Here is a 14,066-nt window from a genome sequence, read left to right on the forward strand (position 1 = left end):
TTACATCCAGTGAGTTAGTGAACGAGGGCAGCTATATCAGGCCGTCATTTCATTTCCGTGACACATGGTGGGGGTCAAATTGGCTCAGTGTTTCGGTGAAGTCGGATGTAAAAAAATATCTGCAGGCCGCATGCGCGGCGAGAGAGGCCATGTTGAATGGCTTCTGGTGAGGATGGTTGAGAGTCATTTGAGCTCATTCGCGGTCAGAAATGTCGTGTAACTTATTGAATAAAAAAGCTGTTCAAAAAAATGTAACCGTTCAGACACATTTGAATCCTAAGGTCTGCGTCACCAGTCGGAAGCAAGCAAAAGGATTCAAAGATGTACCCCAGGTTATTGCCAGCCCTGTTGGCACTCTTCTTGTCAGTCGTTGTAAGCGGCTGCACGACGCTCTTCCCCGGGAGCGACGCTACCCCAGTCCGCTTTGCTGTACTCGGCGATGCCGAGCCAAAACCAAAAGCAGCATTTCCAAACGTCGAAGCCGCAGTTCAAGACGTCAACAAACTGGCCAAACAGCAGAAGGTGGAATTTGTATTGGGTGTCGGTGACATCGCTCACAAGGGCACCTTGCTTCAATACGACAATGTAACGCCTGTCCTGCAGCAGCTGTCTCTGCCTTTCTATCCGATCATGGGTAATGAGGAGCATGGCAGTACTGTGGATCGATTCCTGCAGTACGCAACCCGTTGGAACAACGGGAAGATTGAAGTTACAGCCCCAAGCTATGTCCTCGAACAGGAAAACGTCGCCATTGTGATGGCTTCGCCGGATTTTGGCAGGGACTTTAATGACTCCGGGATTACCTGGATGTTGGAGCAGATCGAAGCCCTCAGTCCAAAGCCGGTTCTGCTGGTGGTTCATGGCGCCCAGGCGGGGATATATCCGGAACGGGCTGACAAAGGGATCAAGCACCCAGGGTTTTCCGACGTAGTTGCCCAGCCAAATCTGACTGCGGTGATCTCTGGTGATCTTCACATGGATATGGATCGGGTCGTTCATTCCAAGCAAATCGACGGCGTTCACTATCTGCATATTCCGGCACTTGAGCGCACCAAGATTCCTGATGAAAGCCGTCACAACCCCATGTTTCGTGTTTTCAATGTTCACGCCGATGGCACCGTCACAGTAGACACCTACCAGGTTGGCTTGCCAGAGCCGCTTCAGCGCCACGCCTATCAGTTCGACCTCAGGCGCTAACGCTTTATTGGGACAGATAACGATCACCTGAATCAATCATCTCCAATGACAGAGGCCTTACCAATGAAAATGGAAACAACCAGCTTCAAACGCTCCCGCCTGGCGTTCGCTATTGCCGCTCTGTGCATCGGTTCAACGACTTCCATGGCCGGTGCACAGGAGAGTGCCGCACCGGTATCTGCGGAAGAAACGGTGACGGTCGTCGGGCAGGCTGCCCGGCTCCGGACCTCGCTGAATCAGCAAAGGATGTCCGACAACCTTCAAACGATTGTCACATCCGATTCCATTAACGCACTTCCGGATGCGAACGTTTCTGAATCCCTGCAACGATTGCCCGGCATTTCGATTGAGCGAGATCAGGGCGAGGGCCGGTTTGTTCGTATTCGCGGCCTGGGGCCGGATCTGAACAGCGTGAGTGTAAACGGTACGCAATTGCCGGCTCCAGAGGGCGACCGGCGGGCTGTGGCCCTGGATGTTCTGCCTTCGGGCCTGGTTTCCTCGTTGGTTGTTACCAAAGCACCTACGCCGGATATGGACGCAAACGGTATTGGTGGAAACATCAACATAAAAAGCATCTCCGCACTTGATAAGGATGGGCCTTTTGGCAAAGCCAAAATCGAAATGAGCCACAACGAGCTTGTGGACAAGACCAGCCCGGCAGGGGCGCTGTCTGGTGGAACAACGTTAGATCTGGGAACTGACGGTGCTCGCCTGGGTGTTGCCGCGGCTCTTAGTTGGGAAGAGCGTGAGTTCGGGTCTGACAACGTGGAGACGGGAGGCGCCTGGGACTTTGGCGAAGACCCCGCCGTGCTTGAGGAAATTGAGCAGCGGGATTACCTCATAACCCGTGAACGCCTTGGTGCGGCACTGAACCTGGATCTGGAACTCAATCCGGACAACCTTCTGTACCTGCGAACCATGTACAGCCGTTATTCGGATGATGAGAAACGGGTAGGCAACATTTTTGAGTTTGAAGATCATCTGGCCGAAGGCGCCACCGGGTCTGCTGAAGTTGAGCGAGAGCTTAAAGCCCGCGAAGAAGTTCAGGAAATACTCTCCGCCTCTTTGGGTGGTGAGCACCGGCTGCGTGAATGGTTGGTCGAGTACAGCATCAGCGCCAGTGAAGCCTCTGAGAAAGAAGACGATGGCCTGGGCGGCGCTGTTTTTGTTGCGGAAGATTCCTTTGATGGCGTGGGATTCCGGGGTACACGAAAGCCGGATGTGTCTGGCCCTGCCTCCTTGTACCAGGCAACCACTTTCAGTCTTGATGAGGTGGAGCTGGCGGACAGCGAAGCTACCGACGAAGAGCAGAACGTTCGCTTCGATATTACGCGGGATCTGAGCTTTGGGGCTCACCCGGGGCTCGTCAAATTTGGTGCGAAAGCGAGCCAAAGAACCAAGGAAACAGACGAGAACGTCTGGGTTTATGACGACTTTGAAAGCGCGGGAATCAGCGCAGACCGTTTAGGGATGGAAAACTTTGCCGGCGGTGAGCTGGATTACAACCCAGGGCGAGTGGGTAGCGATCTCAAGGCCGATGCAATCAGGGATCTCGTTTCAGGCCTGAATAAAGCTGACTATTTTGATGAAGAAGAATCTCGCATCAACGACTACCGCATTGATGAAGACATCACTGCCGCCTATCTGATGGGCCGGGTGGACGTGCGTGGTCTACGTCTTCTGGGTGGCTTCCGCTACGAACATACGGATCTGAGCGCTGAAGGCACCAGGCTTGAAGATGGTGAGTTCCTCGATAACCGGGTATCCAATGACTATGGCAACCTGCTGGGTTCTCTTCACGCCCGATACGAGATAGGTGATCGCACCCAGTTACGGGCATCGCTGACTCAGTCTCTGGCGCGTCCGACATTCGAGCAGCTGTCACCAGCATTTGTGATCGAAGATGATGAAGCCGAGTTTGGTAACCCCAATCTTGATCCGCTGGAGTCCGATAACTTCGATATCGGGATTGAACATTACATGGGGCCAACCAGTGCCATCTCGGCCTACGCGTTTTACAAGCGTATCGACAACTTCATTTATTCCACCGATGTTGCTGGCACCGGTGAATGGGCCGACTTCTCCGAAGCCAAAACCTTTGACAATGGCGACACCGCCGAACTGCGTGGGGTAGAGCTGGCGGTCTCTCACAAGTTCAGCAGCCTGCCTGCGCCGTGGAATGGCGTCATCGTCGGTGCCAACGGTACCTGGACCCGATCAGATGCCACGGTTACCTCAACTGACGACGGCACGCCTGTTCGCCGAAACGTGCGTCTGCCTGGGCAGTCGGACACCACCGGTAACCTGACACTGGGCTATGAAACCGACCGTGCCAGTATCCGCCTTGCGGGTAACTACAAGTCTGATTACCTGATGGAAATCCCCGATGTGGCCGATGAGCGTTACGACCTCTACGAGGATGATCATTTTCAGCTTGATCTGACCGCAAGCTACTACCTCATGGATAACCTCATGATTCAGTTTGATGCGGTGAACCTCACGGACCGTCCTTATTACGCCTATACCGGCAGTGAGCAGTACAACGCCCAGTATGAAGAGTACGGCCGCACCTACCGCCTGTCTTTGACCATGACCAGTTTCTGAAGCCATGTGTTCCCCGGCCATTCCGGCCGGGGCCAGAAATCAATCGCACTCATGAATTGGAAAAACCGAATGTCAGCAACACGAAAACGTCTTTTCTCGGCAGCCATCGCCATCGCTACCCTGGCCGGCTGCTCATCTTCTTCAGAGTTACCCGAGGAGGCTCCGGTTCTGGATACTCTGCCATTGTCTGGCGAATGGGCCCGCGCCACAGAAAGCAAGCAAGGTTGGGTGGTAACCAATGAACAGAATGGTATTGCATTAGTCGAATTGGATGGCGATGTGGTCGATAGCTGGGAGACGAATGCTGAGTTCCTGGACGCACGGAGCGTTCGCGGGAATGCAGGTTCTCTGGAAGTATTCGCAAGCTATAACCCCGAATCGGGCGAGCCACTGCTGTTCACCGTGTCACCTCAGGGAAAAACAATAGAGAACCGCACCACGGTGACTTCGTTAGGGTTCCCCATCGAAGGTTTGTGTCTGTTCAACGACACAGACAACGGCGATCTCTACCTTTTTGCTCTAAGTGAAAAGTTCCTCGCCCATCAGTATCTGGTTACACAGTCTGCAAATCATGGTTTTCAGCTAGTGGAGGTGCGGAATCTTCCCATACCTGCTGGCGCCGAAACCTGTGCAGCGAATGATGTGACCGACACCCTGTTTGTGGCAGAGGAGGGGGTTGGCATCTGGGCTTACAGTGCGAATCCGGAGGCCGATCTGGCCCGAAGTCCGGTTGCCATGGCGGAGCCATTTGGCGCACTTGGTAACGGTCCCAAAGGTCTCGATACGATTCCCGGCGGCATCGTTGCGTTCGAACTGGGTCGCCCGTTCATTCATCTTGTGCAGGCTACAGGGGACGGCTACAAACACCACAGCAGTGTGAATCTGGGCGAGGACACAGCGCCGGATTCCATTACCGCAACAGCCAGCAGTGACCAAGTCAGGGCGGTTCTGTTCGATGAGAACAGCGAACAACTCAAGCAGACAAACCTGTCCTTTACGGCAACAGATTCCTCGCAGTCGGCCGGTTTCAAGAAGGTGCTTCCGGTGGTTGAAACAGATCCTGTGCCAGTCATCGGTGATGCTGCCGATGATCCCGAGATCTGGGTCAATGAAAGAGCCCCCGGCAAAAGCCTGATTCTCGGCACGGACAAGCGCAATGGTCTGCTTGTCTACAACCTGGAAGGAGAGGAGCTTCAGAGTCTGAATGTCGGGCGCATTAACAACGTCGATGTTCGTTACGGTGTGCCCTATCAGGGGAAAAACGCCGACATCGCCGTTGGCACCAATCGAACCCGAAACAGCCTCAGCCTGTTTGCCATCGACCGGGAACGCTCTTCAGTTATTCCGGTTACAGAAGTGCCGACAGGGCTGTCCGAGATCTATGGGTTCTGCATGTACCAGTCGGACACGGGCACCTACGCTATTGCCAACGACAAGGATGGTCGCTTCCATCAGTTGCGGTTGACCCTCACAGACAAGAGCTGGACTGGCGAGCTGGTACGGGAGTTCAAGGTAGCGTCACAGCCTGAGGGCTGCGTCGCCGATGATCGCCGGAAAACCCTGTTTGTGGGCGAGGAAGACGAGGCTATCTGGGCCCTGGGCGCCGAACCTGATTCCGGCCATGAAATGTTGAAGGTGGACAGTGTTGGCGAGCATCTCACTGATGACATTGAGGGTCTGACATTCTATCGCGGCGAAACGCAGGACTACCTTGTTGCCTCCAGCCAGGGCGATAACACCTACGTCATCTACAACGCCAAGGCCCCCCACCAGTTCCGTGGCAAGTTCCGGATTGGTATCAACCACGACAAGCTCATCGACGGTGCCTCTGAGACCGACGGTATTGCAGCCACGTCGGCGGATATGGGCGGTATCTGGAGTGAGGGCATGCTGGTTGTTCAGGACGGGCGGAATGTACTTCCCTCAGAGGCCCAGAATTTCAAATACGTGCCATGGAGCCATATCCGAAGCGCTTTGGATCTCGAGCGCTGAGGCTTGGTACAGGGACGTCGTGGGTGTCCCTGTGCTGTCACAAATCAGCCATAGCATTGACACAGTCATCGAATAACCGAGGAGCTTCCCGTGTCTTATCTCTACCTCAAGGCGCCCGTCTGTGCAGGTCTGGCTCTGTGTCTGACCGCAATATCGGGCTTGTATGCCCCCCATGTTACGGCTGCAGACCTGGACGATGTCACCCGCCAGGCTGCTGACCGAGTTGCCCAAACGACGAAAGCGGAAAAGGCAGTGGCCGGGCTGGATCAACAAACCCGACAGATCGCGGCGGAGTATCGACAGCTGCTCATGGAAGCGGAGCAGCTGAGCGCCTATAACCGGCTTGTCGCTCAGCAAGTGGCGAATCAGGAAGACGACATTCAGCGCCTTGAACAAACTGTTCAGAACGCCGAGGGGATGGAGCAGAAGCTGCTGCCCATTGTGACTGACATGATGTCGAGCCTGGAGAACTTTGTCGAGCTGGATAAGCCGTTTTTGCTGGAAGAGCGCCAGCGCAGCATTGAAGAGCTCTACGAAAGTCTTGAAGACCCCAGCGAGTCCCTTGCGATCACGTTGCGACGAGTGATCGACACCTATCAGGCGGAGATTGAATACGGCCGAAATCTTCAGTCCTGGCGTCAGTCTCTGGCAACAGGCAGCAGCGAGCGTGAAGTCGACATGTTACGGGTTGGTCGGCTGGCTCTGATGTACCGGACGCTGGACCGGAAGGAAATCGCCCTCTGGCAGCCTGACTCCAGAGAATGGCAAATCCTGGACGCAAACCAGTGGAATCGTGCCTTTGATCAAGCCCGAAAAATTGCCCGCAAACAGGCGGCACCGGACCTGGTCACCATTCCTGTGTTCGCCACCAGTACCGCTTTTAAGAAAGAAGGAGTCCAGCCATGAAGCAACCATATCTGGCGTGCCTGATGCTGGGCGTTTTTCTGTTCGCTGGCGTGGTTCAAGCCCAGCAAAACGAACCGCAACGCCCCATGTCCATGACTCAGTTGCTGGACCGGGTTCGAGCCGCAGCCAGCGAGGAACGCTCTGCTCAAGAAGCTCGAGTCAATCGTTTTGTGCAGCAGCGAGACAAACAGGCAGAGCGGCTTGAAGCTCTACGACGAGAGGTCGCAGAGGCGCGTGCTGAAAGTGAGTCGCTTGAGCGGCAATTCGAAAAAAACGAGCAAAACCTGGTTACCCTCCGGCAATCAAGAGATGAAGCGCTTGGGGATTTGCAGGAACTCTCTGGTGTACTGGCCAACTCAGCCGGTCAGATTCGCGCGACGTTGAAGGACTCACCAATACACCTTCAGTTCCCGGAACGGGATGGCTTTCTGCAGGAGTTGATCCACTCACTGGAAACGGATACCGGACTTCCTGATGTCAGTGACATACGCCAGTTCTGGTATGAGCTGCATCGTGAGCTGGTTGCCTCCGGGGAAACTCATACGTTTGAGACCACCGTTACGTCTTTGTCTGGAGACTCGGTTTCCAGGCCCGTATCGCGTCTGGGTACGTTCAATGTTGTCAGTGAGGGTGAGTATCTCCAGTACCTCCCCGCAACCGGAACATTAACCGAGCTGGCGAAGCAGCCAGGTCGCCAGTACCAGGTACCGGATAATCTGCTTGAGGCGTCCCAGCCTGTGAGTGTTTCCCTTGATCCAACCCGTGGCCAGTTGCTGGATATGCTCCTTCAGGTGCCCGATCTGTCTGAACGGATACGGCAGGGTGGCGTTGTTGGGTATGTGATCCTGGCACTGGGCGCGGTAGGCCTGTTGCTGGCCTTGGAGCGACTTCTGGTGTTGGGGCTGATGGGCAGCCGGGTAAACCGGCAGGCTCGTAAACCTGATTCTCCGGGGAAGAATCCACTGGGAAGGATTCTGACTGCGGCCCGCAGCTGGCAAGGAGCTGACGCGGAATCACTGGAAGTCGCGATGGGGGAGGCATTGCTCAAGGAGCGGCCGGCAATTCATCGAGGGCTGGCGCTGATGAAGATCATCGCGACCGTAGCCCCGCTTCTCGGCCTATTGGGTACCGTGGTTGGCATGATCCTCACCTTCCAGTCCATCACGCTTTTCGGCAACGGAGACCCGAAAATGATGGCGGGTGGGATCTCCCAGGCATTGGTAACCACCGTTCTGGGTCTGGCTACGGCCATCCCCGTTCTGTTCATGCACACCCTGGTCAGCGCAAGAGCCAGGACCATTTGGCAGGTGCTGGAAGAACAAGCAGCCGGTGTTATCGCCGAGAGCTTCAGAGGTACCAGCCAGGGCCGGGTTAAACCGTCCGTATCTTCATCCCAGCCAGAGCCGGAGCTTTCCCCGTCATGAATGCAGAGATAGAAACCTTGCTTCTGGATATTGCGGCCTTTCTGGATCAGGGCGGCCCGGTGATGTGGGTAATTGCGCTGACCAGTGCTCTGCTCTGGGCTTTGGTAGTAGAGCGGATTCTGTATGTGCTGGTAGCGTTTCCGCGCTACCGCAACAGGATCCTGCGGGTCTGGCACGAACTCCAGCCAGAATCCAGATGGGTAAAGCAGAAGATGAGAAGCAGGTTGGCCTCTGTCACCCGCCAACGCCTTGAACGCAATCAGCCGGTCATCCGTGTTCTGGTCGCCATCTGCCCGCTGTTGGGCCTTTTGGGAACAGTAACCGGCATGCTGACGGTTTTTGATGTGCTGGCGTTTACCGGTACCGGGAACGCTAGAGCCATGGCGGATGGCGTTTCGCGAGCCACCCTGCCGACACTCGCCGGGATGGTCGTCAGTCTGGTTGGTCTGGTGGCTATTTTGTTGCTGGCGAGATTGAGCCTGCGGGCTGAAATGCAGATCAAGCACCTTCTCAACGACACCCCTTCCGGCACCGCTCAGGAGGTAGCCAGACATGCGTAAGTTTGCATGGAATGAACACGAAACGGCTGATGAAAGTACGATCGATGTGACACCCATGCTGGATGTGGTGTTCATCCTGCTGATCTTCTTTCTGGTAACAGCGTCCTTCGTTCGCGAGTCTGGTATCGAAGTGGAGAGGCCCCAGGCAACCACGGCGGAATCGAAGGATAACGCAGCTATACTGATCGCGATCGACAGCTCTGACAGTGTGTGGATTGACCGCCGAAAAGTGGCAACGGATTCCATCACCGGCATGGTGGCCCGTCTGCACTCCGAGAGTCCGAAAGGGTCGGTCGTGATTCAGGCGGATGCTGACGCTTCTACGCGAGCTCTGGTTGCGGTCATGGATGCAACTCGCCGGGCCGGTGTATCGGATATCGCGTTGGCGACGGAGCAGTAATCGTTTATGACTTCCCAGCACCCAACGCCAATTGCGACCGCGCTTAAGCCACGGCGTCACCCTGCATTCTGGTTTATGTCGATTACCCTCGGTTTGTCGCTTGCAGTGATTTTGGTCGCAGGCATACGACAACTGGTGCTTACCGACAATGTCGATGATGGAGGCTCAAGCCAACGTGTGTCTCTGGATTTCGTACACATTCCACCGGAACCGCCGGCAAGAGAACAGCGGCAAAAGCCCGAACCGCCACCAAAGCCAAAGCCTCCTCCCAAAACTCCGGAGGTGCCCTCTGTTACTGCAGACCTACCGGCGCCTTCTCCCTTGCCCACACCGGCAATGCCAGCCTTTGGAGGACTAGCGCTGGATGCTGGCGGCTTCAACCTGGGAGCAAGAAAGCAGGGAGAGTTCCAGCCATTGGTGAAAATCGCTCCTCGCTATCCAGAAAGAGCGTTGATGAGGGGAATAGAGGGTGACTGCACCGTTGAATACACGGTTCGAGAGGATGGCACGGTTGAGGACATCAAGGTCCTGGAATCGGCCTGCGACAGCTATCTCTTTGAGAAGCCGGCCGTCGCTGCTGCTGCCCGTTTCCGTTATCAGCCACGCACATCCGACGGTCAGCCGGTTGCGGTTAAAGGGGTACGCAACACTTTCGAATTCCGCATAGAGGAACAGTAACGTGAAAACTCACCTGTACTGTCTGATATTCGCTGGGCTTTTGGGGATGTCGTCTTTTTCCTCCGCCGATGCAATGAGGGAGTCTGTTTATGACAAACTGAATTCGGCCAAGGTGCTGATTGAGAAGGGGCAGCTTGAAACGGCCAGCCAAAAATTGGGCACGTTGGCCGGGCAGAAGAACCTGACCACGTATGAACGTTCCCAGGTGCTGAATCTGAGCGGGTACCTGGCTATTCAACAGACAGATTACCCCAATGCTATCCGTCACTATCGAGCCCTATTGGCGCTTGCAGAGGTTCCTGAAGGACTGCAGCTCAGTACCCAACGAAATCTTGCCCAACTGCACTATCAGACAGCTGATTGGCAAAAGGCACTGACAGTGTTGGGCAACATGCCTGCAGAGTCTGTGAGTAAAGACTCACAGTTGTTGATGCTGAAGGCCCATAGCCTCTTCCAACTTGACCGGTACAGGCAAGCAGCGACGGTGCTTGAAGCCCTTGATAGTCGAAGGTCATCGGAACAAGCGCTGAATCTCCTCCGGGCCTGCTATCAACAGCTGAAGGATCACAAGGGTGCCATCCGGGTGCTGGAAGTCCTCGCTGAACGCTTTCCTGATACGGATTATCTTAAAGCGCTGGCCAGTCTCTACGGAACGCAGGGTAATTACCGTTATCAGCTGGCTTTGCTTGAAACCCTGTATACCGACGGGCGGTTGGAGTCTGAAAGTGAGTGGCACGCACTGATTACGTTGCACCTTCATCAGAACCAGCCGGGCAAGGCTGCACTCCGGCTCCGGGAGGCCATTGATCGCGGCATCTTGCCGGTATCAGATAAGAACCAGTTCAAGCTGGCTCAGGCCTGGATACAGGCCCGGGAAACAGACAAGGCAATCGCCATTCTCGAAGAACTTTCCGGCCGCACCAGTAACGGCGAGAGTGAACTGATGGCGGGGCGCCTCTTGTTGCAGTACGACCAGTGGAAAAAGGCTGTGCCGTGGCTGCGAAAAGCATTGGACAAAACACCATCGGAAGATCCTGAAATCTCACTTCTGCTCGGCATTGCCGAGTTGCGCAGCGGCCAGCACATTCACGCCAGGCAATCACTCCAGCGCGCTGCACACAACCCGAAGACAAAAGAGCGCGCCAGACAATGGCTGTCGTATCTGGACCAGATTTCGACGCCTGTGACCGTCCTCCACGAGTAAGCTCTCAACTCATGCAAAAGGAATATAAACATGACCATCACTCGCAATGATCATGGGTTTCATCAGGAAATGGAGCGTCTTGATGACGTTCCGGATAACCGGTCAAGCAGCCGGAACCTTGCCGACCGTGTTCAACAGGATCGACGCAGATTCCTGCAAGGCAGTCTCGCCACGGCAGTGGCGTCGTTTTTTATGGCACCTCCGCAGATAGCCATGGCCAGCGGTACTGCGAGTTATGCCGGCCTGACCGGTGCAAAGATCGGGTTCAGGCCCGTGCCTCCTCAAATGGCTGCTGATTTCGATTCGGTGGTGGTTCCGGAGGGCTATAAGGCCCAACCGTTTTTCTCCTGGGGCGACCCGGTTGTGCGTGGCGCGAGCCCGTGGCAGCCGGATGCTTCGGATGACTGGCAGAGCCAGGCGTTGCAGGCGGGTCAGAATCATGACGGAATGGCGTACTTTTCATTCCCCGAAAATCCGAAAACTCACGGCTTGCTCGTGATCAACCACGAGTACATCAATCCCACCCTCCACCCCAATGGCTTCAACAGCAACAAACTTGAAGATGGGTCAATCCAACGGTCGGAAGCTGAAGTGCGCAAGGAACAAATGGCCCATGGTGTGAGCGTGATTGAGGTCAAAAAGAGCGGTAGCCAATGGGAGATTGTCAAGGATTCCCGTTATGGACGCCGTGTTACTGCGCAAACCCCCATGAACTTGACAGGGCCTGCGGCCGGTGTGGATTTGCTCAAGACCGCGTCTGACATTACCGGCAAACGAGTACTTGGGACTATCAATAACTGCGCTATGGGCCAGACGCCCTGGGGAACCTACCTGACGTGTGAGGAAAACTGGAAGAACTACTTCGTAAACCGCGACCCTGACGATTACTCGAGCCGCCGCGAACACCATCGCTATGGTGTGGCTCAGGGCCTGAACAGCAAAAACTACGCCTGGGATTCTGTCGATGCCCGGTTCAATGCGACGCCAGATGAGAGTCAGCGCTACCTGGGCCAGGTCAACGAACCGAACCGGTTTGGTTGGGTGGTGGAGTTTGACCCTTTTGATCCCGAGTCCGTGCCGAAGAAGCGCACAGCCCTCGGTCGGCTGGTCAGGGAGTGTGCTACCGTCACCCATGATGAAGAAGGCCGAGTAGCCATTTACTCCGGTGACGACACACGGGGCGAGTACGTTTACAAGTTTGTTCCGAAAGGACGTTACCAGCGGGGAAACGCGGCAGCCAACACTGACCTTCTGGACGAAGGCACGCTCTATGTGGCTGTGTTCCATGAAGATGGTGAAGGCGAGTGGCGGGCTCTGGAACTCGGCCGCTATGGCCTGACTCCCCGTAATGGCTTTCATACCCAGGCTGATGTTCTGATCAATGCCCGGATGGCGGCAGATATTGTTGGCGCAACCCCCATGGACCGTCCCGAGTGGGTTGCGGTTCACCCGGCTTCTAAGGAGGTCTACGTTGCGCTCACCAACAATAAGCACAGAGGGCATAAACCTGACCAGCCCGTTGACGCGGCAAACCCCCGCAAAGACAACCTCCATGGCCAGATCGTCAGATGGCGTGAAAAGAACGATCGAGTAGATGCTACCAGCTTCCGATGGGAAATCTTTCTTCTGGCAGGGGACACCTCCGACGCTGGCGCGCCCGAACACTTAACAGGAACAATCAATGGTGATGTCTTTTCCTCGCCAGATGGACTCTGGTTTGACCCTCAGGGTCGACTGTGGATTCAGACAGACTACGGAGACGACGATGCCCAGAACGCCAACATGGGTACCAACCAGATGCTTTGCGCCGACCCGGGAACCCGAGAGGTCAAGCGGTTCCTCGCAGGGCCAAGGGGCTGCGAAGTAACTGGTGTTACAACTACGCCGGATGGCAAAGCCATGTGGGTGAACATTCAGCATCCGGGGTTAAGTTATCCTGCCTCCGATGGGAAAACCCGAGCACGCTCTACAACCGTATTGATCACGAAAACGGACGGTGGCGTTATTGGCACGTGATACCGCTGGTAGTATCGCCTCGGTGTAGTGAATTTGCGGCAAGGCGTGATCTGCTTGTCTATTTCTGAAACTCCACTTCAGGATGCATGGCGTCCTGTTTTTGGGCAAAATCAGAGGTTGATGCTCTATTTCGTTTGGTTTAGCGGGAGCAACCACACGAGCCAATCATCGGGCGCTTGATTTCCCGGTCGTGAACGGACTCCGGAGCTGTGAGCAGAAAGGGGGTGTCCTTGCGGGCTGCCATTGCTGATCGACTGAACTGCGGTCTGGGACTGCTGCGGTCCGTGGTTATATATCGACGTCCTGGGCGCCAGAGATCCTTGCGCCGGCTCTACCGTGAATTCATCCTCCCCGGGGATCTGGTGTTCGACATCGGCGCCCACCTGGGGGATCGCAGCTCGGCGTTTGCTGCACTGGGCGCGCGAGTGGTGGCCCTGGAGCCGCAGCCCCAACTTCTGCCCTGGCTGAGATGGCTGACCCGGCATCAACCCGGGATAGAGTGCCTGCCACAGGCGGTGGGGCGGGCTCCGGGTAACGCTGAACTGGCGCTGAGCCAACGCAATCCCACGGTGGCGTCACTGGATGCTCGCTGGCGCAAGCACCTGCGTGCAACCGCTGCCGGATTCCGGCATGTGCGCTGGGAAGACTCGGTCACTGTGACGGTCACCACGATGGACGAGCTGATTCGACAGTATGGCCGGCCCGGCTTCTGCAAGATTGATGTGGAAGGCTTCGAGGTGGAGGTGCTGGCGGGACTGAGCCAGCCGTTGCCGGCACTGTCCTTTGAGTTCGTGAACGGTACCCTGGAGCAGGCAGTGAAATGCCTGGACGAACTGGAGAGGCTCGGCCGGCACGAGTTCAATGTGATTGCCGGCGAGCAGCGCCGTTTTATCTGGTCTTCCTGGCAGGATCCCGAAGCACTCCGGCAATGGCTTTACACGGGCGCTGACGGGATCGCTTCGGGGGATATCTATGCCCGGTTAACCGCCTGAATGTCTGTTGCTGCAGGTCAGGAATGCCCTTGCGGAGTTCCCGAATACGTCCGATGCTGAAATCAGCACCTGATCGACAGGAAATGCCGTGGC

11 protein-coding genes are annotated in these 14,066 nt (G+C 55.8%); all 11 read left to right on the forward strand.

Annotated elements, in window-relative coordinates:
* Positions 1-321 precede the first annotated feature (321 nt).
* Complete coding sequence (locus tag ACFOZ5_RS18210; protein WP_379890012.1) at positions 322-1,197, forward strand: metallophosphoesterase family protein; 876 nt, start codon at positions 322-324, stop codon at positions 1,195-1,197.
* Between the two features lie 69 nt (positions 1,198-1,266).
* Positions 1,267-3,801, forward strand: a complete 2,535-nt coding sequence (locus ACFOZ5_RS18215; RefSeq protein WP_379890085.1) for a TonB-dependent receptor — start codon at positions 1,267-1,269, stop codon at positions 3,799-3,801.
* A gap of 6 nt (positions 3,802-3,807) precedes the next feature.
* Positions 3,808-5,793, forward strand: coding sequence for a phytase (locus tag ACFOZ5_RS18220; RefSeq protein WP_379890014.1), 1,986 nt, complete (start codon positions 3,808-3,810; stop codon positions 5,791-5,793).
* Between the two features lie 90 nt (positions 5,794-5,883).
* Positions 5,884-6,699 carry a DUF3450 domain-containing protein gene (locus tag ACFOZ5_RS18225; RefSeq protein ID WP_379890017.1) on the forward strand — a complete coding sequence of 272 codons (816 nt, stop codon included), beginning with the start codon at positions 5,884-5,886 and terminating at the stop codon, positions 6,697-6,699.
* Positions 6,696-8,123, forward strand: coding sequence for a MotA/TolQ/ExbB proton channel family protein (locus tag ACFOZ5_RS18230; RefSeq protein WP_379890019.1), 1,428 nt, complete (start codon positions 6,696-6,698; stop codon positions 8,121-8,123). Before ACFOZ5_RS18225 ends, ACFOZ5_RS18230 begins: the two co-directional genes overlap by 4 nt.
* Complete coding sequence (locus tag ACFOZ5_RS18235; protein WP_379890021.1) at positions 8,120-8,683, forward strand: MotA/TolQ/ExbB proton channel family protein; 564 nt, start codon at positions 8,120-8,122, stop codon at positions 8,681-8,683. Before ACFOZ5_RS18230 ends, ACFOZ5_RS18235 begins: the two co-directional genes overlap by 4 nt.
* Positions 8,676-9,083 (forward strand): ExbD/TolR family protein, encoded by a 408-nt coding sequence (locus tag ACFOZ5_RS18240; RefSeq protein ID WP_379890023.1) that lies wholly within the window; start codon positions 8,676-8,678, stop codon positions 9,081-9,083. The genes ACFOZ5_RS18235 and ACFOZ5_RS18240 overlap by 8 nt, the downstream gene beginning before the upstream one ends.
* Before the next feature lie 6 nt (positions 9,084-9,089).
* The gene (locus tag ACFOZ5_RS18245) at positions 9,090-9,761 is read left to right on the forward strand and encodes an energy transducer TonB (protein WP_379890025.1); all 672 of its coding nucleotides are present in this window, start codon (positions 9,090-9,092) and stop codon (positions 9,759-9,761) included.
* Between the two features lies 1 nt (position 9,762).
* Positions 9,763-10,965: a tetratricopeptide repeat protein gene (locus ACFOZ5_RS18250; RefSeq protein WP_379890027.1), complete on the forward strand. Its 1,203-nt coding sequence runs from the start codon at positions 9,763-9,765 to the stop codon at positions 10,963-10,965.
* Between the two features lie 36 nt (positions 10,966-11,001).
* Positions 11,002-12,981 carry a PhoX family protein gene (locus tag ACFOZ5_RS18255; protein WP_449288629.1) on the forward strand — a complete coding sequence of 660 codons (1,980 nt, stop codon included), beginning with the start codon at positions 11,002-11,004 and terminating at the stop codon, positions 12,979-12,981.
* Positions 12,982-13,301: 320 nt separating this feature from the next.
* A complete protein-coding gene (locus ACFOZ5_RS18260) occupies positions 13,302-13,973 on the forward strand; it encodes an FkbM family methyltransferase (RefSeq protein ID WP_379890031.1) in 672 nt (223 codons plus the stop codon).
* The last annotated feature ends 93 nt before the right edge of the window (positions 13,974-14,066 follow it).

This window comes from Marinobacter lacisalsi (assembly GCF_042651045.1).
Lineage (GTDB): Bacteria > Pseudomonadota > Gammaproteobacteria > Pseudomonadales > Oleiphilaceae > Marinobacter > Marinobacter lacisalsi.

Coding starts and splice junctions, on each gene's coding strand:
- ACFOZ5_RS18240 (WP_379890023.1), top strand. CDS start 8,676: ATGCGTAAGTTTGCATGGAATGAACACGAAACGGCTGATGAAAGTACG.
- ACFOZ5_RS18210 (WP_379890012.1), top strand. CDS start 322: ATGTACCCCAGGTTATTGCCAGCCCTGTTGGCACTCTTCTTGTCAGTC.
- ACFOZ5_RS18215 (WP_379890085.1), top strand. CDS start 1,267: ATGGAAACAACCAGCTTCAAACGCTCCCGCCTGGCGTTCGCTATTGCC.
- ACFOZ5_RS18235 (WP_379890021.1), top strand. CDS start 8,120: ATGAATGCAGAGATAGAAACCTTGCTTCTGGATATTGCGGCCTTTCTG.
- ACFOZ5_RS18245 (WP_379890025.1), top strand. CDS start 9,090: ATGACTTCCCAGCACCCAACGCCAATTGCGACCGCGCTTAAGCCACGG.
- ACFOZ5_RS18230 (WP_379890019.1), top strand. CDS start 6,696: ATGAAGCAACCATATCTGGCGTGCCTGATGCTGGGCGTTTTTCTGTTC.